Below are 24,915 nucleotides of genomic sequence, written 5' to 3' on the forward strand. Positions count from 1 at the left end.
CGCAAAGCTTGAGGAATTATTTGTTGGACTTTCGATATGTCGATTGCCTTTTTGAGGTATTCAGGTGGTTATAACGTTGGGGATCCACCTCTTCCCATTCCGAACAGAGAAGTTAAGCCCAACGGTGCCGATGGTACTGCGTCACAGTGGGAGAGTAGGACGCCGCCGTTTTTAAGAAACGTGAGAGAGAGGGGGGGATAGGATCTCACCCTCCTCCCCCGGAAAAAAAAGGTGAAGGAGAGAGTCTCGAGTCCGAGGCTCTCTCCTTTTTTATTTTCTCTCTCTCCAAAAATCATTTTGTTTTTCTCTCTATTCCTCTATTGCTTCCTCCTTTTCCTTCCTCCCTTCTTTTTTCCTTCATCTTCCTTTCCTTTTCTCTTCTCATCCTCAGTCGGACACAGCAAAGGATAATCGGCCAATTGCTTTCCTCCCCCTTGCTGCGCGTTATTCTTATAACGTCAGTTCGATCTAAGCGGAAATAGGAAAGTTAGGGTTTCTGATGATTTCAATATTGAGTTCAGGCTTTTTAGGCAGGATGTTGTAAGCGATGATACCGGAGATCAGGTTGGTGACAAAATTGTTGACACTGCGATGTCTCGTGTGCTCTATCGGGCAGAGATTTTTGAACATATCATTGACCGTTTCGATCAGGGCTCTCTTTCTCAATAAAACTTTGTCATATAGATGCATCAGGGAGTTCTTCATGTTCTTTTTGATTTTGGTTATCATGTGGATGTCATCGACAAAGAGCCGGTCAAAAAGGTTTTGGGAAATGTAGCCTCTATCGGCAATGAGTTTGCCAAAAAGATTCTTGGTGAATGTTCCGTCTTTCAGAGGTTCTCTGTCATCACAATTGCCCGGTGTGATTTGATAGTTGATGATTTCACCCCTGTCGTTGATAACAATATGTAGTTTGAATCCATAAAACCAACCCATGGTGCTTTTGCCTTTTTGAGCCCATCCCCTCATTGTCCTATGCCCATGAGCTCGTTTGATATGACAAGCCTTCAGTGGGGTGGAATCGATGAAAGAGATGCCTGTACATTGACCCAAACAACACATATTGAGAAATGCTATCAGCTTGAAACCTACCCTGCTTTGCAGCTCCACAAAGCGATTATAAGAGACAAGATGTGGGAACTCGGATCGACAAGAATGGGTGATGTATTGAAGATAAAAAGCTTTCAAATCTCGGTATCTTGACAGATGAAAAAGGATCAGGATGGTCATGACCTCACTGTCCGACATCTTAAACTTTCTATTCCTGCGTTTTTTGTCTTCCTCTTCGAGGGTCTTTTTCTTGATTGCTTCATCAAAAAGCTTGGAGAAATCATCTATGATGCAAAAAACATCAACTATATTTGTCTTCATAAAGTAGCGTTTTGTTTGTTCGTATCTTATTGATTGTCAACAGCTAAGATACAAATAATTCGCTACTTTTTCAAGCATAATGCCCACGTTCTTTGGGCGTTTACCACTAATCAGAAAACAAATCCATTGGCTTTTTCTTACGTCGAACTGACGTTCTTATAAGGTGAGTTCGATATAAGCGATATGGTGTCGATTCTCATGAGAGCCGCCTTATCGATCAAGCTCTTGTTGGGATATGACTATAAGCGATCAGAAAATGAAAGGGAAAAAATTTGACGTCTCATCGGACGTCGGAGCCTCTCGAAGCTGAAACCTCTCAACAGACAAATGAAATACATTGACAAACAGCATATTGCATGTTTTTCTTGGATCGAATCCGTATTGTTTTATAGCCGTTCGGAATATACTCCGAAAGGGGGTCGAGCTACGCCCTACAGCGACTCGGGCTACGCCGTAGAGCGTACCGAGCTGCGCTCTACGGCTCTTCGAGGTACGCTGTAGGGCTCGCTGCGCCGGGCTCTACGGCTCAGCTCGGCCACCTCTACGGCTCACGGAGCGGAACTCTACGGCTCGGCTCGCTACGCTGTAGAGCGTACCTCGCCGAGCTCTACAGCGTACCTCGAAGAGCCATACGGGGTAGCCCATCATCCTCTACGGAGTACCGGCATCTTGCCCTATGGTATAGCCCATCTTCCTGTGCGGACTGCAACATTCTGTCAAAAGCAATCCGAATTTCAATGTTGGTTCGATCCAAGCAGAAGCAGGATACCCCCTATACATTTGCCGGAGAATCTTAGGGCATCAATCTCTGATCAGGAAAAGAATTATTCATTGGCGTTTTCTTACGTCGAACTGACGTTAAAAGGGTGCTGTGGCAAAACGAATTTTGACGCAGCACCCTACGATGTCGGGGTCCTGATAGATCTCATGAACACCTCGCTGAGGGTTCAAAGATAGTTTTCTTGTGAGTCTTTTAGAAGTCTTTGCCCTGATAGAAATCCAAAACTTTGGCTTTGTATATGAAGTCATACTTGGCACGAAGTTCTTCCACTTGGCTGAGGGCGTATTTTGTTTTTGCCTCGGCATATTCGTAGGCAGACAAGCGCCCTGCCTCGAAGCTGTCGCGAGCGTATTCGTATGCCTTGAGCGTAGCGGCCTTGCTGTTTTCGGCTGCTGCGATGGCCTTATCGGCTGCCACGGCATTGCTGTATGCTTGCCTGATCTCTTTATAGAGGGCTTTTTTCTCTTCGACGAGTCGAAGCTCGCTTGAGCGTATTTGCAGGCGACTGCTCCGAACGCGATCTTGCGTTTGCATGGCAGAGAAGATGGGGATATTCAAAGAGAGTCCGATACTGTAGCTGCCGTTGTTCTTCCACTGTTCGGAGAAGGAGGGGTTGATGGCGGCATACTCCTTGCCGAGGTCGCGGAAGTAACCGTTGCTGTATCCGGCAGAGAGGCTGAGCGTCGGGAAGTATGCCGCACGAGCCGAGGCCAGACCTTCGCGTGCCGAAGCTATTTGCAGCTCGCTCGAATGCAGTGCCGGTTTCAAGCCGAGAGCCGTGCGATAGATCTCTTCGGGAGCAAGGAGAGATCCCAACCTTTCTGCTACGAGAACGTCTGTGTCGGGAGCCTTGACTGCAATGCTTTCGGGATGCTCCAGTTCGAGGGCTTGCCCCAAGTCCAGACGAGCCAGCTCCTCCTCCGAACGATATTGTACGAGAAGTTGTTCGTCCTTGGCCATCTGGGCATTTATGTCGAGGAGCTTACCCTCTGCCCATTTACCTACGCGAACCATTTCGGCCGTGCGATTGCGTTGCTCGCGAATCAGTGCCAACTGTGTTTCTGCCGTACGAGTCATTTCCTGACGGAAGAGCAAATTGATATAGAGAGCCGCGATTTGCAGGCTGAGGTCTTCACGCGCTTTTTGAAGTCGGGCTATACCATCCTCCACGTTGTACTTTTGCTGCTTGAGGTCGTGCAGACGACGTGTGCCGCTGAATACTTCCACCGAAGCTCCGATGCTGAGATTGGTATTCATCGAGGAGCGATCTACGGTTACTCCCGTTTTGTCTTTCGAACGTCCGAAGCTATAGTTGTGTCCGATGCCTGCATTGACCGAGGGCAGGAAACTGTGTCGTGCTGCATCGAGACTAATGATTCGGTTTTCTTGTTCGATCTCCTGTCTGCGCAGATTCAGGTTGCGCTCCTTGGCTATCCGGATACAGTCTTCCAGGGAGAGGCCTGACATCGGATTGGTTGATGCTTCGGATTCATTTTGTGCACGAAGCAAGGAGAGCGAAGATAGGACGGTCAGTGCCGTCAGGAGGATTGTCCGTTTCATTTCTTCTCTTCGGTTTTTTCTATTCCACGTACCTTTTCACCGCCTTTAAGTCCGCTTTTGATTTCGATATTCGAACCGTTCGACACGCCGGTTTTCACCTGACGGCGTTCGGTCTGTAGCGGCTTTTCTGCTTTTACCACCTGCACAAAAGTGCTGTCGCCACTGAACTCTATACAAGCTTCGGGTATGGCCGGTACGCCATAGGCTCCTTCGAGTACGATCTCAGCATTGGCACTATAGCCGGCACGGATTACTCTGTCGCTTGGAATATGTACCGAAGCTTTCACTTCGAACAGTACAGCTCCGTTTACGATACTTCCCTTGGGCGCAAGGTATTCTACTGTGGCAGGAAAACTTTCTTTCCCCAATGCTCCCACCGAAATGCGCATGGGAGAGCCCAGTCGAATGCGACCGACTTCCGTCTCGTCTATCTTGCCGACAAAAATCAAATCGTTCATATCCGCTATCGAAGCGATGGTCGTTCCCTCGTTGAACGTATTGGCCTGAATGACCGAATTACCCACTTTGACCGGGACATTCAGGATCTTACCTGTTACCGTGCTGCGCACAAGCGTATTGCTCTGTTTGGCTGTACGGCTGCTGGCACCTTTCTTTACGATCTCCATGGCTTCACGCGCATTGGACAGTTCCTCTTTGATTTTGGCGAAATTCGCCTCGGCTGCCTCGAACTCTTCGAGAGCGATGACCGATTTGTCGAAAAGATCTTTGCTGCGGGCATACGATTCTTTGCCTTGCTCGTATGAAATCTCCGCCATACGGACACGGCTCTCGGCCTGACTAAGCTGGATCATTTCCGGAACGACAGTGAGGCGGGCGATCACGTCTCCGCTCTGTACCACGTCTCCGGCTTCGTGCAGCAGTTCGGCTACGATGCCGTTCATCTGTGGTTTGATGAGCACTTCGTCGCGCGGCTCTACCGTACCGGTGATCACCGTCTTGCTCTCGATCGTGTCTTGCTTGGTTACCGTTTCGATTTGGTACTCTTTGGGTTTGGCTTTGGACTTTTGCCAGAGGAACATAAAAGTGCCGATCACTGCAACGGCCAACAGCACCCAAAGGAAGATCTTGAAATACTTTTTCATCTTGGTTCTTATCTTATTTGTTTTTCTTTATTCGAATTATGTTAGGAGGCAATAATAATGTCAAAGTCGTTATTCATCCCTGATGGCATCGATCGCTTTGATTTGGATAGCCCGATAGGCAGGGAGCAACCCTCCGAGTATACCGCCGGCTATGATGATAAATAGAGAGAGCAAGGCGGTACCGAATGGTATCAAAGGATTATAGAAAGGAAAATTTCCGGAAGAGCTTTGGGAAAAAGCCATATCGACCACACTCATCAATCCCACGCCGAATATCAATCCCAGCAGTCCGGCCAAAGTCGTCAGCAGGAGGGATTCGCTCAGGATCTGTCCGATGATCGTACGAGGCTTGGCCCCCAGAGCTCGTCGAACACCGATCTCTCGCGTTCGTTCGCGGACGGTGACAAGCATGATATTGGAGACGCCTACGATACCTGTAAGCAGAGTACCGATACCGACGATCCAAACAAGCAGATTGATACCGGTGAAAATCATATTCATCAGTTGGAACTGAGCTGAAATATCGAATTTGGAAAGAGCTTTGTCATCATCCGGTGCTATCTGATTGCGGCTGCGAATGATGGTTTCGATCTTCCTGAACATTTGTTTCATGTCGGCTAAAGGATAGGCGCTGACAGCGAAGTTCTCCACACGATTGCCGCTATTGGATATTTGTTGTAGCACGCTATAGGGAAGGTAAACGCTTCTTTTGGGCGATGATCCGATAGTAACGTTGTTGCTTTTTGCTTCCAGCACACCTATCACTCTATAATATAGTCCGTTTACGCGCAGCACCTGACCGATAGGGTCGGTAGTCCCGAATAGTTTTTCTTTTACTTCTTTTCCGATCATGCACACTTTCCTGCGTAGCTTATCGTCCACGGCATTGAGCATTCTGCCTTGCAGGATATTGACGCGACTGATCTCGAAATAATCAGGTTCTGCTCCTACTATCGAGTATGTCTCGGACTTGTCTCCGAATACGACGTTTTTATTCGATCTCGCACCCCACATGATCGGGCTGATGAACTCCACTTCGGGAACTTGGCTGCGAACCGTCCGTATATCTCCGGAGGTCATACTCCAGTTTCGACCGCTGCGGAAACCCATATAAGGTTTTGAGGTCAGGTTGGTCCAGTAAAAAGCAGAATTAGAGGCAATGCCCGATACCTCACGTAGAATACCATTGCTGAAGCCGGCTCCCACACTGGTCAGTACGACGAGCATGAAGATACCCCAAAATACACCGAAGGCTGTGGCCAGACTGCGTCTGCGATTGCTGTAGATCGTATGCCAGATCTCTATCCAGCGATCTCTATCGAAAAATCTCATAGTCTCCTTTCTCCTCCTTCGTTTAGTTTCTCATCGCCTCCACCGCGGGGATTCGTACGGCTTTGCGGGCGGGTTGGTATCCTGCTATGGCACCGCTTACTACCATGACTATCAGAGCTAATAGGGCAGTGCTCAGGTCGATGCTCGGATCGCGGAAGAGTGTCAGCGTTATTCCTTCTACCTGTCTGCTCCCGACACCGGTGGTCTGTACCCAATGCGATACGAACTCCATCAGACCAACGCCGGCCACCAAGCCTATCAGTCCGGAAAACAGTGTGACCACTACCGCCTCTGTCAGAATCATGTTGATGATAGCCCTTGGCTTGGCTCCCAGTGCTTTGCGAATGCCTATTTCGCGCTGTCTTTCATTGACGGTCACTTGCATGATATTGGCCACTCCGATAATTCCGATGACAAGGGTGCTCAACCCGATAATCCAAAGAAAAACATCCATGCCATTGAATATCTTGTCCATCATTTTCATGTCCGTCACCGGTGCATCGACATAGGGCACTTCCATATCGGTAGGATCATAGCCCTTGCGGAAGGCCAGTTGGCGATTGAGCAGTACTTTGAGTCTCTCCACGTCCTCCTCGGTTCGCACCGACGGGCAGTTCATGAACAGCGTGCAGTCCAGACTGAACCCTTTGGCAAAAACACCTGAATAGGTGGCGAAAGGAATATAATTGGGGCTGAATTGCCCCTGTTCGCCTTTGCAGACGCCTACGACGAGGAACGGGATTTGGGACAGATTTACGTATTTCCCTATGGGCGAAATGCTTTCCCCGAATAAGACATCAGCCGTCTGCTCGCACAGGACTATTACTTTTCTCTTCATGGCATCGTCCGATGTGGAAAGGAAACGTCCTTCGATCAGATGCGTCTTGACCATATTGCCGTATTCTCCGGATACGGCTTTCGTAGGAGTCGAGTGTGTTCGATCCTCGTACTGTACGTCGTAGCTCCACTGGTTGGTATAGTATGCCGCACCTTCGATCAGATCGGGATTGAGTTTGACCAGATAGTCGCAGTCAGCAGGTGTCAGCTCTATGTATCTGTCTTTGGGATAGCCTCCGTACTCCTTGCCGGTACGCCATGTGGAGAAGCTGATAGCACTCGTGCCCATACCGAACTGCTCCACATTGTGCCGGATGCCATGCTGGAATCCACGGCCGGCACTCAGCAGCAGTATTAGCAGCAGTACACCCCAGGCTACGGCAAAGCCGGTGAGAGCCGTACGCAGCATATTCTTGCGCAGGGTGGCTCCTAATTCGTGCAAATTGTCTAAGTCGAACATACCGTCTATCGCTCTTTTCAGGTCTTAGGCCCCGATGATGCCGTCTTTGATATGGATAATCCGATCCGTACTGTCGGCTACCGACTGTTCGTGCGTGACGATCACCATAGTGATCCCATCGCGATTGACACTGCGCAGCAGCTCCATCACCTCTACTGTCGTAACGCTGTCGAGTGCTCCCGTAGGCTCGTCCGCCAGAATGACCTGTGGCTTGGCAGCCAAAGCGCGAGCTATGGCAACGCGCTGTTTCTGTCCACCCGAAAGTTCGTTGGGTAGATGATCAGCCCAATCTTCCAGCCCCACCCGTCGGAGGTATTCCATGGCCATCTCATTGCGTTTGCGGCGACTCATGCCCTGATAGTAAAGGGGTAGGGCAACGTTCTCCACTGCATTTTTGAATGAGATCAGATTGAAGCTTTGGAACACGAATCCGATCAGTCTGCCTCGTATCTCCGCCGCTCGGTTCTCGGAGAGATTGCGGATGAGTTCGCCGTGCAGGCGATACTCGCCCTCGTCGTAGGTGTCGAGTACACCGAGGATGTTCAGCAGCGTACTCTTGCCCGATCCGGATGCTCCCATGATAGAGACCATCTCCCCTTTGGCGATGTGCAGATCTATACCCTTGAGCACGTGTAGAGGTTGTGCTCCCGGATAAGTTTTGTGGATGCCTTTGATGTCGATCATTTTATTGCGATTGTTCTTTTATTGTTTGTCTCTCTTCTCCTTGCGCATGATGATGGAAGGAATCAGAAGTCCGAGACCGCCAAAAATCAGCAGACAGATTCCCGAAAGGGTTTCGAATGTGTGGCCGAAGCTCCAGCCGTCAAGATTTTCTATTGCATGTTGGAAAACAAATGTCAGAAAGAAAGCCAGTAGCAGTCCGATGCCCATGCCTACCATCATGAAACCTACTTTGATGCCGAGCCCTTGATTGTCTCGGGTGCTAAAGGAGGAAGTTAACTGTGTTAAGTCTGCATTTCTTTCGGGAGAAGGCAAGGAGTCGAGCTTCTCGATCAGGCGAAGTCGTTCGCCTCGGCGTACGTAGAGTTCGAAAATCTTAAAGATGAAGTAGAACACTACCGCAGGTACCAAAACAGATTCTAAGTTCATAATCGTTTCTTTTTAGTTTGAGGGTTATTACTTGGGTTTGTTTGCCTCTTTGACGGATAGTGCTCGAAAAGGTTACACCTCTGTATCGTTGGTTACCCTCTTGAAGAGAGGTCGCTACCGTCGATCCTGCTTTGTTGTCTTTTTCGTTTCTCTTGCTTTCTTCTCTTATGCTTGCGCTATAACGGACAAATTTCTCGTCCGTATATATGCGTATTAGCCAAATAGTACACCGCAAAAGTATACCTTAGTTTTGAAATCTGCAAGACTAAGGCTGAAAAATTTTTCTCGCAGGTGGTATGTCCGTGTAACCAATATATGATAATAGTCATCGGGATGTGGAGAAAAAGGAAGGAGCCGAGCACACGGAGTTCATCTGAATAGATAGGGGAGAATGAGGTCTCAAAATGGATGTTTTCGTGTAAGTTTGACGAAAGATCTCACCCGGGACTGTAACCGAATCGACAAATGTGCGTCTAAGCGATGAGATGGAGAAGCAATCCGACAGCTACTATATCAGTGCCGTGCAGGCGGGCGATACAGAAAGTTTCGCCCCTTTGGTGGAGCGATACAGCGACATGCTGTATGCTCTCCTCTGTCGGCTGCTACAGGACGAAGAGGATGCGGCCGATCTGCTGCAAGACACCTTTGTAAAGGCTTTCAGGCATATCGGTCGATTCGACGGTCGGAGTTCGTTCTCCACATGGATCTACCGAATCGCCTATAATGAGGCGATAGACCATCTTCGTCGCCGCAAGGCCTATGTAACCGATCGGGTGGAGGAGCTACCCGATGTGCCGGACGAAGATCTCGAACCGTCCGGAGAGGATCCGGAGCTGCTGCAGCAAGCATTGGATTCGCTGCCGGCCGCCGACAAAGCCTTGCTGCTCATGTTCTATTCGGATGACTTGTCGGTTCGGGATATAGCGGAAGTGACCGGTATGTCGGAGTCCAACGTGAAGGTCAAGCTCCACCGACTTCGCACCAAACTCTATAAAATGATGAGAAAATGAAACAGAATATAGAAGACAAAAAGCTCAAAGAGCTGTTCCGACAGTTACCCAAACAGCCGGCCGGACTCAAACAACGCTTCGACGTGATGCGTGCCGTAAGAGAGGAAGCTGCTCGGCGCGAACGGCGTGCCCATCGTCTGTTCGGCATCGCCATGGTGGGAGTATGTGTCCTTGCGGTGGTTGTCTTCGTAGTATTAGACTCCAAGGGATTGTTTAGCGGTCTCGATTTCGATAGCTTGGTTCAAGACCGATCTTTCCGCAATCCCTTCGTCGGTTTGGGCAGCGATATAGCCGGAGCACCTCTGATCTTCCTGTCCGTGGTCATCCTCTTCGGGCTGTTCCTCTACGAACTATATCGCAACACGAAGCATCGCGACACCAAGTCATAGACCGTTCCGACAACCTACGCATCCCGTCGAAAAAAAGGAGGGAAATACATCAAAAATCCGATTTCCCCCTTCTGACAAACGCTCGACTACTTGGCCTCGGAGTTTTTTCTGATCTCGATACCATAGGTTTCTTCTGCCAATTCAATCATGAGTTTGTAGGCTTCGTGCCCTAAGCTCTCGCATTTGAACTTGGTTTTTAGGAGACGAACTTCTTGCGGAGTTGCTCCAACTCTTCTTTTTCACCGGGCGTTAAATCGCTGTTGGGATTAGGGGATGCTTCCATCGTTTGTTCCGGAAGAATTTTGTATTCCAAACCAAATTTAACGTCAGTTCGATCTAAGCGGAAATAGGAAAGTTAGGGTTTCTGATGATTTCAATATTGAGTTCAGGCTTTTTAGGCAGGATGTTGTAAGCGATGATACTGGAGATCAGGTTGGTGACAAAATTGTTGACACTGCGATGTCTCGTGTGCTCTATCGGGCAGAGATTTTTGAACATATCATTGACCGTTTCGATCAGGGCTCTCTTTCTCAATAAAACTTTGTCATATAGATGCATCAGGGAGTTCTTCATGTTCTTTTTGATTTTGGTTATCATGTGGATGTCATCGACAAAGAGCCGGTCAAAAAGGTTTTGGGAAATGTAGCCTCTATCGGCAATGAGTTTGCCAAAAAGATTCTTGGTGAATGTTCCGTCTTTCAGAGGTTCTCTGTCATCACAATTGCCCGGTGTGATTTGATAGTTGATGATTTCACCCCTGTCGTTGATAACAATATGTAGCTTGAATCCATAAAACCAACCCATGGTGCTTTTGCCTTTTTGAGCCCATCCCCTCATTGTCCTATGCCCATGAGCTCGTTTGATATGACAAGCCTTCAGTGGGGTGGAATCGATGAAAGAGATGCCTGTACATTGACCCAAACAACACATATTGAGAAATGCTATCAGCTTGAAACCTACCCTGCTTTGCAGCTCCACAAAGCGATTATAAGAGACAAGATGTGGGAACTCGGATCGACAAGAATGGGTGATGTATTGAAGATAAAAAGCTTTCAAATCTCGGTATCTTGACAGATGAAAAAGGATCAGGATGGTCATGACCTCACTGTCCGACATCTTAAACTTTCTATTCCTGCGTTTTTTGTCTGCCTCTTCGAGGGTCTTTTTCTTGATTGCTTCATCAAAAAGCTTGGAGAAATCATCTATGATGCAAAAAACATCAACTATATTTGTCTTCATAAAGTAGCGTTTTGTTTGTTCGTATCTTATTGATTGTCAACAGCTAAGATACAAATAATTCGCTACTTTTTCAAGCATAATGCCCACGTTCTTTGGGCGTTTAACCCTAATCAGAAAACAAATCCATTGGCTTTTTCTTACGTCGAACTGACGTTTTCTTACGTCGAACTGACGTAAATTTACGAAGCCAATCCTTAATAAGTCCTTGGGCGATGTTGTACTTCTTCTCGATGGCATACTTGCTCCGGGTGCTGCCGAGATATTCTTTCACAATGTGAAGACGCTCGGAATCGGTCAAATGTTTCGACATAATTAACAGTCTTTAGACCTCTCTGCGTGTTAGCTTTTTTCAGTACACGTCACTATGGTCTCGCATGAGAGGATACTATGGTCTCATACGAGAAGATACTATGGTCTCACATGAGAGGATACTATGGTCTCACATGAGAGGATACTATGGTCTCATACGAGAGGATACTATGGTCTCATACGAGAGGATACTATGGTCTCATACGAGAAGATACTATGGTCTCCTATGAGAGGATACTATGGTCTCATACGAGAGGATACTATGGTCTCATACGAGAGGATACTATGGTCTCATATGAGAGGATACTATGGTCTCATATGAGAGGATACTCGAACATAAAAAAGCCACTCATACGACTCCCTTTCGAGGAATCATATGAGCGGCCATACAGAGAATGCTGAAATACTCCTTATCGAGAGTAGAGATTATTCTTCCAAAAGAATCTCAAGCACTTTGGCTGCCGAATAGGCCACGGGGGTACCGGGGCCGAAGATGGCAGCGACACCGGCCTGATAGAGGAAGTCGTAATCCTGCGCCGGTATAACACCTCCGGCTGTCACCAGAATATCCGGACGGCCGAGCTTCTCCAACTCTGCTATTACCTGAGGGATCAGCGTCTTGTGACCGGCTGCCAGAGAGGAAACGCCCATCACATGCACGTCGTTTTCCACAGCTTGACGAGCGGCTTCTTCCGGTGTTTGGAACAGAGGCCCCATATCGACGTCGAATCCGCAGTCGGCATAGCCGGTAGCGACCACTTTGGCACCACGGTCATGCCCGTCCTGTCCCATTTTGGCGATCATGATACGCGGCTGACGGCCTTCTTTCTTTGCAAACTTCTCTGCCAATTCTTTGGCATGGGCGAAGTCTTTATCTTCTCCCGATTCGGATGAGTACACGCCTGAAATAGTTCTGATTACTGCTTTATATCTTCCCACAACCTTCTCACATGCATCCGAGATCTCACCCAAAGAGGCACGCAGCCCTGCAGCTTTGACCGCAAGGTCGAGCAGGTTGCCCTCTTTCGTCTCCACGCATTTGGTGATAGCCTCAAGGGCTTCTTGCACCGCTTTCTCATCACGGTGAGAGCGGAGATCGTTGAGACGCTCTATCTGCTGCTTACGAACAGCCGTATTGTCGATCTCAAGAATATCTATAGGATCCTCCTTAGGCAGACGATACTTGTTTACCCCCACGATAACCTGCTGGTGCGAGTCGATACGAGCCTGTGTACGGGCAGCAGCTTCTTCGATACGCAGCTTGGGTAGTCCGGTCTCGATGGCTTTTGCCATTCCGCCCATCTCCTGTACTTCCTTGATGAGTGTCCACGCCTTGTGTACGAGTTCGTTGGTCAGGCTTTCCACATAGTAGGAGCCGCCCCAGGGATCGATTTCCTTGCAGACGAGAGTTTCCTCCTGAATATAGATTTGGGTATTACGGGCAATACGTGCCGAGAAGTCCGTCGGCAGGGCGATAGCCTCATCGAGAGCATTGGTGTGCAGCGACTGGGTATGCCCCAAAGCGGCTGCCATAGCTTCGATACAGGTACGTCCGACATTGTTGAACGGATCCTGCTCCGTCAGCGACCAGCCTGACGTCTGGCTGTGTGTGCGCAGAGCCAATGACTTGGGATTCTTCGCCCCGAAGCTCTTCACGATCTTGGCCCATAGGAGGCGTGCCGCACGCATCTTGGCTATTTCCATGAAGTGATTGACACCGATGGCCCAGAAGAATGAGAGACGAGGAGCAAAAGCATCCACATCAATACCGGCATCGATACCGGCTTTGAGATACTGCATACCGTCTGCCAGCGTATAAGCCATTTCGATGTCGGCGGTGGCTCCTGCCTCTTGCATGTGGTAACCGGAGATTGAGATCGAATTGAACTTGGGCATATTCTGAGAAGTGTACTCGAAGATGTCGGCAATGATCCGCATCGAGAATTCAGGCGGATAGATATAAGTGTTGCGCACCATGAACTCTTTGAGGATGTCGTTCTGGATCGTTCCGGCCATCTCTTCGAGCTTTGCTCCCTGCTCCAGTCCGGCATTGATGTAGAAAGCCAGGATGGGCAAAACAGCTCCGTTCATCGTCATGGAAACGGACATCTTGCTCAATGGAATACCGTCGAAAAGGACTTTCATATCTTCCAGCGAGCAAATGGAAACACCGGCCTTGCCGACATCGCCCACCACGCGCGGATGATCCGCGTCATAGCCGCGGTGCGTGGCCAAATCGAATGCCACGGACAGACCCTTCTGACCGGAGGCCAGATTGCGACGATAGAAAGCGTTCGACTCTTCCGCCGTAGAGAATCCGGCATACTGGCGAATAGTCCACGGACGCATGGGATACATGCCGCTATAGGGGCCTCGCAGGAAAGGAGGCAGACCGGATACATAGTCGAGATGCTCCATGCCTTCAAGGTCGTCCTTCGTATAGAGGGGCTTTACCATGATTTGCTCCGGAGTACGCCAGTCAGCCACGATGCCCTTTTCTTCCGCCCAGCGCGTAGCATCCTTAGCCACGAAGCCGGCGGACTTAATATCGATGTCTTTATAATTAGGTTTCATCTTTGATTCTTTGCTTTAGGGATGGATACTACCGAATACCGAATTTGTCGTTGAAGGCACGAAGCGTTTCGAGGACATTGGACTTCACATGCACATAGTTCCGGATGCCTTTAGCCTCAAGATCCGCCATACAAGCCGGTGCACCGGCCACTACGAACTCGGCACGGCCGGCAAGATAGTCGAATGCAGCCGGAGCATACTCGGCATATTCATCGTCACTGGAGCAGAGCACTACGATATCGGCTTTTGCTGCCAATGCCGCATCCACACCTTCCTCCACGGACTTAAAGCCCAAATTGTCGATCAGCTTGTAGCCGGCACAGCCGAAGAAGTTGCTTGAGAACTGAGAGCGTGCCAGACGCATGGCCAGATTGCCGATAGTGAGCATGAAGACGACGGGCGTTTTGCCGCTCTTTTCCGTTGCGAGACGGAGAGCTTCGAATTCGGATGCCCCTCGACTGAAGTTCAGGGGTTCGATGGATTTGACACAGTTGCAGTCATGCTCTCCCTGAGCAAGAGTGATCTTGTCGCCGGCAACTTCCGTGAAATTGGGGAACTGGTTGGTCCCGAGGAAGATCTCGCGGCGAGTCGCCACCGACTGGTGGCGTTTGATATTGCTTGCATTGACAGCCTTCTGAATGCTTGCTGTCTCAGCAGCCTGAGTGAAACCGCCCGCATCCTCTACGGAGAGGAACAGCTTCCACGCTTCCTCTCCGATGGAGTTGGTCAGCGTCTCGATATAATAAGATCCGGCCGAAGGGTCGATAACCTTGTCGAAGTGGCACTCCTCTTTGAGCAAAAGCTGCTGGTTGCGAGCGATACGCTCCGAGAAGTCATCGCTCTGCTGATAGGTGACATCGAAAGGCAATACGGTTATGGAGTCCACTCCGGCTATCGCTGCGGACATGGTTTCGGTCTGTGTGCGCAGGAGGTTTACGTGTGCATCGAAAACGGTCTTGTTCCACATGGACGTCGTAGCATGCTGGTGGATCTTGGCCGTTTCGTTCTTGTACTGATCGCCATACGAGCCGACGATCTGAGCCCACAGCCAGCGAGCGGCACGGAACTTGGCTATCTCCATGAAGTAGTTGGATCCTATACCGAAGTTGAACTTGATACGTGAAGCGATTTCCTCCGGCTTGTAGCCGGCATCGGTCAGCTTGTCCAACAGCTCTGCGCCCCAAGCCAAAGCATATCCCAGCTCTTGGGTAATGAATGCGCCGGCATCGGACAGATTCACGGCATTTACATTGAGCACCCGGAAAGCAGGCAGTTCGCGTGCAGCATCCATGACGGGGAGTGTCATCTTCACCCAATCGGGATTGGATACGCCGCGGACGAGCTGCTTTTTGAACGGGTCGTAGCTGACCGAACCATGACATTTATTCGGATCGGCACCAACCTTTTTGACATATGCAGAGAATGCTGACAGCAGGTCTGCGGCACGTGTGATACAACAGTTGAAATTCAATTCCACGGCTGTCAGCTCTATGTCTTTCAGCAAAGCAGCCAATGTATCTACATTGATATGAACCTTTTTCAGGTAGAAACCCAACGAGTCCACACCCTTGTTGAGCAGGTCAAGGGCTTTCTCATTGGCTTCTGCCACATTGTCCCCGACAACGATGTCTTGGCGTACGAGCCATTCGTTGTGCATTCGGGTGGATCGCACATAAGGGTACTCGTCAGGAAGAGAAGTCGTTGTCTTCAGATCCTCGATGTCCTCTCTGCGATAAAACGGATTGACATTAAAGCCCTCGTTCGTCCGCCAGACAAGCTTCTTCTCAAAGGGAACCCCCTTGAGATCGGCCGTTATCTTATCGATCCAGGCTTCTCTCGAAACCGGAGGGAATTCGGAAAAGAGCTTTTCTTTTTCTTTTGCCATAATTTTAACTTAGAGTGAGTATTGTGATACTTTATTTTTCCGACTGTACAATTTTATTTGCAACTAACAAAGTAAGCTATTTTACACTTACGAAGTATCTTTTACGCGCGAGAATCAGCACACTGAGATTTTGATGATCAAATAATACATTTGAGTAAAAAGGGCATTACTTTTGCTGAATCGGAAACGTTTTTTCACGAGAGTCTAATCACAAGACCAAACTGCAATAACCATAATACAAGCGTTATGAAAAAAAGACTTCTATCCTTATGCATGGCCTTGGCCATGTTACCGATCGCAATGTGTGCACAAGGCACTACACAATCCTCACACCACAAGCTCGGGAGCAATATTGACTACCCGATCAATCGCCTCTCTCCCGATGGTCGCTATATGGGTGGATGGAAAAACGGCGTATCCTATGTCTATGATACCCAGATGAATCAGACGTTGACGACTCTCGGAGGAGACAACCTAACCGTGTACCTTAAGAGCATCAATAACGACGGCAGTATATGGGCTTCACGGATAGACAATGAGGGCATTAAATACGGCCTCTACAAGGATGGCAAGTGGACGGATCTGCCCAAACCGGAAGGATTCTCGGGAGGATGGCTCCGTCATGTGACTCCCGACCAGAAATATACGGTCAATTCATACACGAACTCGCTGCCTGATATGACCCTGATCTCGGATGCTTTCCTGTACGAACGCAAGGAGGACGGCACATACCGGTACAGAAAGTTGATCAAGCCGAAAAACGACTGCTGGACCGAATCCGAAGTCTTCCACGTGGATCCGATGCAGATAAGCAACGACGGCAGAATCGTATTGGGACATATGGTAGATGGGCTCAGCAAATACATTTTCCCCATCATCTGGGAGAGAAATGCTGCCGGTGAATACGAATATCGGATCAAAGGCGAGTCATTTTGCTTCAACCTCGACCAACCAAGCCCGGGCAATCCTCCCATAGAGGAAGAAATGGTAACGGCCGAGCCGGGAACCCCTGAGTACGAAGAGCAGCTGGCGCAGTACTACGCTGCCGTGGAGCAATGGAATGCTTTGGCCGCTGCATTCTGGACGGGGAAAGCCCTCCATGGGTATCCATTCATGGACAATCAGGGTACGACCATCGGCACGGCTCTTTTCACGGGAGAACAGGACAAAGGAAGCCAGCCGTTGCTCCTCTCCATTGCAGATGATTCGTATGCGCTGATTGAATATTACAAGACCGAGCCTTTTATGGTCACGAGCAGTGGCACGGCTTTTCTACTGAACCGGTTTATGGATGGCATCCACCACAATGTGATGTACACGCTCGGCTCCAATGAAGTCATTCCGTTTGACAAATGGTTAAAAGCGGAATATGACCTGACGCTCGAAAATGAATACCTCCATGGTTTCAAAGTATTCGTAGGCGAGCCTGCCATGAGCGACGATGGCAAAACCCTTGCTTTCACGCTCAAGTTCCCCAATGGGACGTACAAGAACCACTACTATCGTCTGAATAAGAGCCTCAACCTCCCGACATCAATGGACAAACTGCTTTCGACCAATCCATTCCGTGTTTATTCCAGTGGTAAAACGTTGTACACAGGCAACAGCACTCCCTGCGACATTCGCATCGTAAATACGAACGGACAAGGAGTTGCCAAAGCAGAAAACGTAGTAAGCTCATTGGATCTTAAGCATCTGTCTGCAGGTATCTATGTAGCAGCTATCACTCGCGACAAGAAGACGGAGTTCTTCAAGATAGTACTCGCGGACTAAGGCAATCGACCCAATACAGCCGAGAAAAGTCTGCTCCCCGGCAGACTCTTCTCGGCTAACAAAACCAATCACTCGTGTCCGATAAAGCAGCAAATAGCAATTTACAAACCGTTATATCTTACGCAGATCAGCGGGAAAGGCTTACGTCGGACACTATTTTCACAACTTATACACTCGACGCCCCCTATTACACTCGAAAAAAATATCGAAAAGAGTTCGATCGTCTGAATATATTTTCTACCTTTGGTGCTCTCTCAATCAGATTTATCGGGAACCATGTATCGGGACATAGAAGCAAAGAAAACCACCTTCGCGGACGACTGCATACCAAGTCGTTCTTTGCGCTTTTTCCGTTTGAAATCCCCTCAAATCCTTACTACTGACGATAACCCCGTAGCGGCTGTCGAAATGCCGAATAAAGGCATTTTACCCCCCCCCCCCCATTTTACATTTATAAACGGCTGACAAGCAGCCTGTTACAACCTTTGCAAGGCCTCCATCGGGAAGTCTCGCAGGATACCTCATACCCTTTCCCCTTTCTTTCGGGATCCACACCCCTAAGGGATCTCCACCAAGACCCCCGAGGGATCCCTCCTGAGACCCCTAAGGGGTCCCACCCGACACTCCTTAGGGATCCCATAGGAGACTCCTCGGGGGTCTCAATAGGGATCCCTTGGGGGTCTTCTTGGACTGACAACATTTCATTATCATATTAACCCTTTAACAACGTCAGTTCGACGTAAGAAAAAGCCAATGGATTTGTTTTCTGATTAGGGTTAAACGCCCAAAGAACGTGGGCATTATGCTTGAAAAAGTAGCGAATTATTTGTATCTTAGCTGTTGACAATCAATAAGATACGAACAAACAAAACGCTACTTTATGAAGACAAATATAGTTGATGTTTTTTGCATCATAGATGATTTCTCCAAGCTTTTTGATGAAGCAATCAAGAAAAAGACCCTCGAAGAGGCAGACAAAAAACGCAGGAATAGAAAGTTTAAGATGTCGGACAGTGAGGTCATGACCATCCTGATCCTTTTTCATCTGTCAAGATACCGAGATTTGAAAGCTTTTTATCTTCAATACATCACCCATTCTTGTCGATCCGAGTTCCCACATCTTGTCTCTTATAATCGCTTTGTGGAGCTGCAAAGCAGGGTAGGTTTCAAGCTGATAGCATTTCTCAATATGTGTTGTTTGGGTCAATGTACAGGCATCTCTTTCATCGATTCCACCCCACTGAAGGCTTGTCATATCAAACGAGCTCATGGGCATAGGACAATGAGGGGATGGGCTCAAAAAGGCAAAAGCACCATGGGTTGGTTTTATGGATTCAAACTACATATTGTTATCAACGACAGGGGTGAAATCATCAACTATCAAATCACACCGGGCAATTGTGATGACAGAGAACCTCTGAAAGACGGAACATTCACCAAGAATCTTTTTGGCAAACTCATTGCCGATAGAGGCTACATTTCCCAAAACCTTTTTGACCGGCTCTTTGTCGATGACATCCACATGATAACCAAAATCAAAAAGAACATGAAGAACTCCCTGATGCATCTATATGACAAAGTTTTATTGAGAAAGAGAGCCTTGATCGAAACGGTCAATGATATGCTCAAAAATGTCTGTCAGATAGAGCACACGAGACATCGCAGTGTCAACAATTTTGTCACCAACCTGATCTCCGGTATCATCGCTTACAACATCCTGCCTAAAAAGCCTGAACTCAATATTGAAATCATCAGAAACCCTAACTTTCCTATTTCCGCTTAGATCGAACTGACGTTTTAACAATTATTCTTATGCTGAACTTATCAGTCAAGAGCCAGATCATGAAGATCGGCAAGCACAAAGGCAAGACCATGTACTATGCCCAAGTGGACAAACCCCGAGTAATCGAGTACGAGGACGTCATCAAAGACATTGCAGAGATGTCCTCCCTGACCACAGGCGATGTGCGCAACGCCATCGACCGACTCGCCTACTACCTCCAGCGCGAACTCACCGAGGGCAATACCGTCAAGCTCGGACAGATCGGCACCTTCCGCGTGGCCGTTCCCTCCAAGTACGTGGAGACGGAGAAAGAGGTCAATGCCTCCATCCTCAAAAAGGCCAAAATTCAGTTCTACATCAATCGCACCCTCTCGGCCGTAGCCGAGAACATCCGCTTCGCCGTCTACCGCAACGGTCAGAAAGTAGATACCACCACCTCTCCCTCCACTCCGAGCGAAGGCGGCGGCGAGCAACCCGGCGGAAGCGGAGGCCTATAAAAAGAAAAAAGAAGAATCTCATTAAGGTAATTAAAAATCAATATCAAAAAAATCAGGAATTATGAAAAATATAATATTGTCAATAATGTTGATACTTTCAATCTGTGGAGTATCAGCACAATCTTTCGACAACTTTATGGAACAAAGAGGAGGAGAAGTTATTGCAAGAATGGCTCACCCGATGAATACATACGAAAGTTGCTCATATCAAACCAGAGGTAATAGTATCCTTATCAAAATTGAGTATAAGAAATGTACCACAGAACTGAAGTTCTATGCTATTGGTGACATATTCTATAACCTTGAGGTGCTTAGTGACACCGATTTTTATCCCCCTTTCAGAGCGGTACAGAATATAAAGAGTATCTTGTACACAATGATGGAAAATGAATTTCCGGAAACCATTGTGGCGATTGAAGATAAAATTGGGACTAAAATAAGAGAAATGGATGGAAAGCAATTGGCATGTATGGCCTTTACATTAGCGTGGCTGAATTACAAATACTAAAAATACACCTGTTTTTATTATGTGGAATTCAATTTTGAGTATGTTAGGAGCAGAGATAATAATATATCTTCTTTTCTGCGGTGCTTTTGTGTCACAACTAGCAAAACTATCTATTGAGACTTTTGAGAAATTCATGGAGAAAGACCTGAAAGAACCTCTAAAGCATCCAACTGATGCTAAAGTTTTTCGGGAATATCGGGAAAGCGAGATTCTCTGGGGAAGAAAGTCAAAGTTCAGTTTCTTTTATTTATGCTTTATGCCTTTTGTTGCAATATTCATTCTCATTGTCATTATATTAGAAATAAAAGATCCAAGCGAATCGTTTACCTCTATTGTTATACCCCTTAATATAATAGCTATAATAATTTCGCGTATGATAATAAGGAAAAACAAAAAGTTTTTGAAGCAAGTTCTAGATATTTTAGGGACTTATCCTAATAGAGAAAAAACTGATTCATGATCTTTTGGGATGCTATGAATCTTTTCTGAACTATTATTAGATTAAATTGCTATAACGAAAAAGGGCTGTGCCAAGGGAAGGAATCCCATAAGGTACAGCCCTTTTGCTATCATGATAGAACCAGGTATCCGAAAACATAGAGCCTTCGATCGATTCGGACACCAAATCATATTCAAAAGTCGAGCAAGCGATAATGTGAGCGGGTGTGGCTCATGCTCTCCGGCAGTTCGTAATGCCACCACTCCCTGCGATAGGGTACCAGCCCGACCGACTTCATTATGCGACGTAGCAACCGGCGGTTCCGGACAGCTTCTCGGCTGATCAGGCCGTCTGCGGCCAAGCGTTCTTCCTGACCCACATGTGCCGCTCGGCCAAAGTGATCGACAGGAGTGCCCATATCCAACGGTTTTCCATCACGATCCACGATGGTAAGATCTACAGCGACTCCGTAGTTATGCTTCCCTCCTCTGTTTCCGTTGGCTACATAGACAGCCTTGGAAGTTCCCTTCACGAGGGTGTACATACGCCTCTGTATGCTGATGGGACGGGATGCGTCGTAGATGAGTAGAGAATAGTCCGGATATTCTTTGCGTAGCAGTCGCTGCGCTTGACGGATGCATTCGGCAAAGCCCTTTTCGAAATAGGCTTTATCGAAGTCGCCGTACATATCTTCGCCCACGAAGTTGTCCGTCGTAGAATAAATGAGGGCGAGACGAATCGTAGTGTCGAGACGGTGAATATCGACGTAGCCTCGTATGCGGAAATCTTCTTCGGAGAAAGTCTGCGCACAGAGCATCGTATTCAATGCCATCGCAACTGCAATACCGACAAAGAGACGATACATCGAACCGGACGAAAGAGAGGGAAAAAACGTCTTACCGCTGTTTCAGGATGGAGTTCAACACGCGACAGGTGCAAATCAGCTTGCCACTCTTGGTCGAATAGATATTGATACTCCATACGTGTGTGCTGCGTCCCTGGTGCATAATGGAGGCTTCGCCCCGAAGCACATCGCCTTCAAGAGCCGAAGAGACGTGGTTGCCACTCACCTGCAATCCCACCTGTATCTCTCCCGGATTGCAGAGTGCCACGGAACCGAATCCGGCAAGGGTCTCTGCAAAAGCCAAGCTGGCTCCTCCATGCAAAATACCCATAGGCTGACGAGTGCGAATATCCACCGGCATCGTTGCCTCGACATAGCCACGCGCGATCTTGGTGCAGCGAATACCAAGGCTCTCCATGAGCGTACCCGGCACAATGCTATTGACATCTTCTACGGAGAAAGGAACGGCTTCATATTCGTGTCGGATATACTTGTCCACCAAGTGGGCGACGCCATTCTCCTCGTTGCTCGTCGTAATATAGTCGGCACAAGCTTTGACCGCCTCCCGAGCGTTCGCCACGGCCACACCCAAGCCGGCCAGTTGGATCATCTCCACATCGCAGTAGCTGTCTCCGACCGAAACAAGTTCGTCGCGCGACAAATCCAACTTGTCCAAGAGGTCGGATATGGCTTTTATCTTCTGCACCTCGGACGGAAGGCACTCAAGCAGCGTTTCCGAAGAGCGGAATATATTCAATTTGTCTCCATAGTCGCGCCGCATCACGACCTCCAGCTCTGCGATTTTCTCTGCCTCACCGACAAAAGAACACTTGATCACCTCCGAAGAACGAGGATGTTTGGATACAAGCGGCTGGCCACAAATATCCGATTCTTTCACTGCAAGGGGATCATGGGGATCGGTGGAGAATATGGAATCCTTGCCGAATGCCAACAAGGTAACACCTTCGGCCCGGGCACGAGCCTCCAACACATCGACAAAAGAGGTAGCCATCCGGTGCGAAGCGATGACTTTGCCCGAGCGACAGTTTACGATCTGTCCTCCGTGATAAGGGATGAGATAGCCGCTATATTCCCTAAGATTCAACTCCTCTGCGAGTGGCTTCAGTGCCGCCACAGTACGACCGGAAGTGAGTACGACACGGATCCCCAGCTCTTTCTGGATATAGAGGAGTGCATTGCGGTTCTCTTCCGTCAGCTCATACTTGTTATTGAGCAGGGTGTTGAATACATCTATGACTATGATTTTATACTTCATTGCAGTAAAATTTATAAAAGAGAATTAGAAAGTCCAGCTAAAACCGGCGAAACAATGGAACGGCTGCATCGGATAATAACCGATAAGCTCTGTCGTTTCCGCCAGCATATTATCGATTTTGAGATAGAGGCTCAAGTTCTTTTTCAGCTTGTATGAAACATCCGCACTAAGAAGATGTACATTACCGATACCCAAGGCTTCCGAGCCAGCCGAGCCGAAAGAATACCGATACCGTCCGTTCAGCTGTGTATATCGGAGTCTGACATCCAATGGGGCAATGGGATGAACACCTACTTCTGCCTTCAATATAAGATCGGGCTGCATGGAGGCGACAAGCCCTCCATCCAAATTCCACTTGCCATAGGATGCGTCTACCAGAAAGCGGAGCATATCGCGATAAGAGTATTCCAGCTTACCACCTGCGCGCCAGCGGCTGCCGTCGGCATATAACGGCAAGAAACTCACATTATACTGATACAAGTCGGATGGATTATATAAGGGTAGAGTCGGAGTATAGAAAGGCACACCTGTCAGCTTGGAGAAGTCGCCATAAACCTCCATACGTACCACATCGGCTATATTCCCCTTCACCCCTAATTGGGCGGTCAAAGCATTGCGCGAAGGGAGTACAATCGTATTGGGCATCAGGTAGGGCATCTCCTCCTGCATAACATCGGCGAGACCATTTCGAATCACACCGCCGAAGGCTTTCGCATACACACGCCATGAAGGGAAGATACTAAGCGAAGCATCCAGTTTAGGCCAGAAAAACAACCTCCCTTTGGTTCCGAAATGGGAAGAAATCCCTACTCCGGCCTGTATGTTCCATTGCATATTGTCCGAGTCTCCGACAAATCCGATTGTGGGCGCGCCCTCCACATAATACAGGTTGCGGTCGGTTTCGGACAGAACGCCCGTTTGAATCATTTCGCTGTTTTTGGCAAAAAACAATCCTCCCGTACGAACTTCGACACCGAGCTTAATATCATCGGACAACTCATTACTCATCGTCACGTTCAGTTCAGGCGTATGTTCTGTGAGAGCCTTCATCGGATCGGTACCCAGATAGGGAATAGAACGGAAGAAACGATAGTCGATCCTGGCATCGATCACATCATTTTTTGCACCCAAGTATACACGGACGTTGTGGGTCCCGTTGTCCATCTGAGGAGTAACAGGTGTCGATAGCTGAGGGATGCTGCCCACATTGGTGGTAGCTCCCCGTCCGTAGTGATTGAAATAATGGTTCGAATAATACAAGCCGGTAGCAAGCACAAAGGAAGGCCTGCGCTGCTCGTAGTCCACTCCTGCCATCATTCGTCTATCCTTTCTGTCGCCGTCGAAGTCACCGGTATTGAAAGCCGATTTCATCCCACGATAGGAGAGGAAAAGATTCAGTCTCTCCTGCTCTGCATCTATCAGACGATAGCCGGCATCCATTCGCTGGTTTAGCGTATGACCGATACCGATATTCAGGTACCCCCGGTGCTTCATATGACCTTCCGTTGGCAGGATATTCGGAAGATTGTTCCTGCCTGAAGAGGAAACTTCAGGGACAAATCCGAATGTACGCTTATTATATTCCGGACGGAAAGGTTTTAATCGAGGTTCGATGGCCTTGTATGCAGCCGGAAGCGGATCCGCATGCTCCATCTCCACAGTCTGGTCATTAACGATAGTAAGCTCCCTGCGCAGCGTGTCGGGGCGTTTGGTTTCTGTATTTCGTGGGGTTTGACCGCAAACGGATGATACAGAGAGAACCATTATGACGGCCGTATATAATTGATATTTCATGATGCTGTTCATTATTTCCAACTCAGAGTGATGAATCGTAC

Annotated in this window: 22 protein-coding genes, 1 rRNA gene and 1 pseudogene; 9 read left to right on the forward strand and 15 right to left on the reverse strand. The window is 48.3% G+C overall.

Going from position 1 to position 24,915, the window contains the following annotated elements:
• The first annotated feature begins 60 nt into the window (after nt 1-60).
• A 5S ribosomal RNA gene (gene rrf / locus PGN_RS02115) occupies nt 61-171 on the forward strand.
• A 297-nt stretch (nt 172-468) separates the two neighbouring features.
• Here rrf and PGN_RS02125 read toward each other — a convergent pair.
• Nucleotides 469-1,371 carry an IS982-like element IS195 family transposase gene (locus PGN_RS02125; RefSeq protein ID WP_012457509.1) on the reverse strand — a complete coding sequence of 301 codons (903 nt, stop codon included), beginning with the start codon at nt 1,369-1,371 and terminating at the stop codon, nt 469-471.
• 327 nt (nt 1,372-1,698) lie between these two features.
• Here PGN_RS02125 and PGN_RS11575 point away from each other — a divergent pair, with 327 nt between their 5' ends.
• Nucleotides 1,699-1,872: a hypothetical protein gene (locus tag PGN_RS11575; protein WP_012457510.1), complete on the forward strand. Its 174-nt coding sequence runs from the start codon at nt 1,699-1,701 to the stop codon at nt 1,870-1,872.
• An 18-nt stretch (nt 1,873-1,890) separates the two neighbouring features.
• On the opposite strand, the gene PGN_RS12100 is transcribed toward PGN_RS11575, so the two are convergent.
• From PGN_RS12100 to PGN_RS02155, 7 genes are all read right to left on the reverse strand, one after another.
• Nucleotides 1,891-2,019: a hypothetical protein gene (locus PGN_RS12100; protein WP_257719867.1), complete on the reverse strand. Its 129-nt coding sequence runs from the start codon at nt 2,017-2,019 to the stop codon at nt 1,891-1,893.
• Between the two features lie 325 nt (nt 2,020-2,344).
• Nucleotides 2,345-3,712: a TolC family protein gene (locus tag PGN_RS02130; protein WP_005875133.1), complete on the reverse strand. Its 1,368-nt coding sequence runs from the start codon at nt 3,710-3,712 to the stop codon at nt 2,345-2,347.
• Complete coding sequence (locus tag PGN_RS02135; RefSeq protein WP_012457511.1) at nt 3,709-4,815, reverse strand: efflux RND transporter periplasmic adaptor subunit; 1,107 nt, start codon at nt 4,813-4,815, stop codon at nt 3,709-3,711. The genes PGN_RS02130 and PGN_RS02135 overlap by 4 nt, the downstream gene beginning before the upstream one ends.
• 69 nt (nt 4,816-4,884) lie before the next feature.
• Entirely contained in the window at nt 4,885-6,147 is a 1,263-nt protein-coding gene (locus PGN_RS02140) for an ABC transporter permease (protein WP_012457512.1), read from the reverse strand.
• A gap of 22 nt (nt 6,148-6,169) precedes the next feature.
• A complete protein-coding gene (locus tag PGN_RS02145) occupies nt 6,170-7,444 on the reverse strand; it encodes an ABC transporter permease (RefSeq protein ID WP_012457513.1) in 1,275 nt (424 codons plus the stop codon).
• A gap of 24 nt (nt 7,445-7,468) precedes the next feature.
• On the reverse strand, nt 7,469-8,128 hold the full coding sequence (locus PGN_RS02150) for an ABC transporter ATP-binding protein (RefSeq protein WP_005875129.1): 660 nt from the start codon (nt 8,126-8,128) through the stop codon (nt 7,469-7,471).
• Between the two features lie 18 nt (nt 8,129-8,146).
• A complete protein-coding gene (locus tag PGN_RS02155; protein ID WP_012457514.1) occupies nt 8,147-8,554 on the reverse strand; it encodes a DUF6249 domain-containing protein in 408 nt (135 codons plus the stop codon).
• Nucleotides 8,555-9,039: 485 nt separating this feature from the next.
• Here PGN_RS02155 and PGN_RS02160 point away from each other — a divergent pair, with 485 nt between their 5' ends.
• Both PGN_RS02160 and PGN_RS02165 read left to right on the forward strand, forming a co-directional pair.
• Nucleotides 9,040-9,564 (forward strand): RNA polymerase sigma factor, encoded by a 525-nt coding sequence (locus PGN_RS02160; protein ID WP_012457515.1) that lies wholly within the window; start codon nt 9,040-9,042, stop codon nt 9,562-9,564.
• Entirely contained in the window at nt 9,561-9,953 is a 393-nt protein-coding gene (locus PGN_RS02165) for a hypothetical protein (RefSeq protein WP_005875131.1), read from the forward strand. The genes PGN_RS02160 and PGN_RS02165 overlap by 4 nt, the downstream gene beginning before the upstream one ends.
• A 69-nt stretch (nt 9,954-10,022) precedes the next feature.
• On the opposite strand, the pseudogene PGN_RS11755 reads toward PGN_RS02165, so the two are convergent.
• The 4 genes and pseudogenes from PGN_RS11755 to mutA all read right to left on the reverse strand — a co-directional run.
• Nucleotides 10,023-10,275 (reverse strand): annotated as a pseudogene (locus PGN_RS11755) (IS3 family transposase); the annotation flags it as partial.
• A 14-nt stretch (nt 10,276-10,289) separates the two neighbouring features.
• Entirely contained in the window at nt 10,290-11,192 is a 903-nt protein-coding gene (locus PGN_RS02170; protein ID WP_012457518.1) for an IS982-like element IS195 family transposase, read from the reverse strand.
• A 735-nt stretch (nt 11,193-11,927) separates the two neighbouring features.
• Nucleotides 11,928-14,075: a methylmalonyl-CoA mutase gene (gene scpA, locus PGN_RS02180; protein WP_004585637.1), complete on the reverse strand. Its 2,148-nt coding sequence runs from the start codon at nt 14,073-14,075 to the stop codon at nt 11,928-11,930.
• A 28-nt stretch (nt 14,076-14,103) separates the two neighbouring features.
• Nucleotides 14,104-15,960 (reverse strand): methylmalonyl-CoA mutase small subunit, encoded by a 1,857-nt coding sequence (gene mutA / locus PGN_RS02185; protein WP_005875479.1) that lies wholly within the window; start codon nt 15,958-15,960, stop codon nt 14,104-14,106.
• Nucleotides 15,961-16,206: 246 nt separating this feature from the next.
• Between mutA and PGN_RS02190 the strand changes: the two genes are divergently transcribed.
• The 5 genes from PGN_RS02190 to PGN_RS02210 all read left to right on the forward strand — a co-directional run bounded on the left by PGN_RS02190 (nt 16,207) and on the right by PGN_RS02210 (nt 20,981).
• Nucleotides 16,207-17,733 carry a T9SS type A sorting domain-containing protein gene (locus PGN_RS02190; protein ID WP_012457520.1) on the forward strand — a complete coding sequence of 509 codons (1,527 nt, stop codon included), beginning with the start codon at nt 16,207-16,209 and terminating at the stop codon, nt 17,731-17,733.
• Between the two features lie 880 nt (nt 17,734-18,613).
• Entirely contained in the window at nt 18,614-19,516 is a 903-nt protein-coding gene (locus PGN_RS02195; RefSeq protein WP_012457521.1) for an IS982-like element IS195 family transposase, read from the forward strand.
• Nucleotides 19,517-19,545: 29 nt separating this feature from the next.
• On the forward strand, nt 19,546-20,013 hold the full coding sequence (locus PGN_RS02200) for an HU family DNA-binding protein (RefSeq protein ID WP_021663839.1): 468 nt from the start codon (nt 19,546-19,548) through the stop codon (nt 20,011-20,013).
• Nucleotides 20,014-20,074: 61 nt separating this feature from the next.
• Nucleotides 20,075-20,521, forward strand: coding sequence for a hypothetical protein (locus PGN_RS02205; RefSeq protein WP_021664877.1), 447 nt, complete (start codon nt 20,075-20,077; stop codon nt 20,519-20,521).
• 19 nt (nt 20,522-20,540) lie between these two features.
• A complete protein-coding gene (locus PGN_RS02210; protein WP_144399391.1) occupies nt 20,541-20,981 on the forward strand; it encodes a hypothetical protein in 441 nt (146 codons plus the stop codon).
• Between the two features lie 172 nt (nt 20,982-21,153).
• Here PGN_RS02210 and PGN_RS02215 read toward each other — a convergent pair whose 3' ends face one another.
• The 3 genes from PGN_RS02215 to PGN_RS02225 are packed head-to-tail and all read right to left on the reverse strand — an operon-like array spanning nt 21,154 to nt 24,874.
• On the reverse strand, nt 21,154-21,825 hold the full coding sequence (locus PGN_RS02215) for a M15 family metallopeptidase (RefSeq protein ID WP_039416928.1): 672 nt from the start codon (nt 21,823-21,825) through the stop codon (nt 21,154-21,156).
• A 31-nt stretch (nt 21,826-21,856) separates the two neighbouring features.
• Nucleotides 21,857-23,080 (reverse strand): HAD-IIB family hydrolase, encoded by a 1,224-nt coding sequence (locus tag PGN_RS02220; RefSeq protein WP_012457524.1) that lies wholly within the window; start codon nt 23,078-23,080, stop codon nt 21,857-21,859.
• 24 nt (nt 23,081-23,104) lie between these two features.
• Complete coding sequence (locus PGN_RS02225) at nt 23,105-24,874, reverse strand: hypothetical protein (protein ID WP_230847046.1); 1,770 nt, start codon at nt 24,872-24,874, stop codon at nt 23,105-23,107.
• Between the last annotated feature and the right edge of the window lie 41 nt (nt 24,875-24,915).

Origin of the sequence: Porphyromonas gingivalis ATCC 33277, from assembly GCF_000010505.1 — a bacterium.
In the GTDB taxonomy this organism is placed as follows: domain Bacteria; phylum Bacteroidota; class Bacteroidia; order Bacteroidales; family Porphyromonadaceae; genus Porphyromonas; species Porphyromonas gingivalis.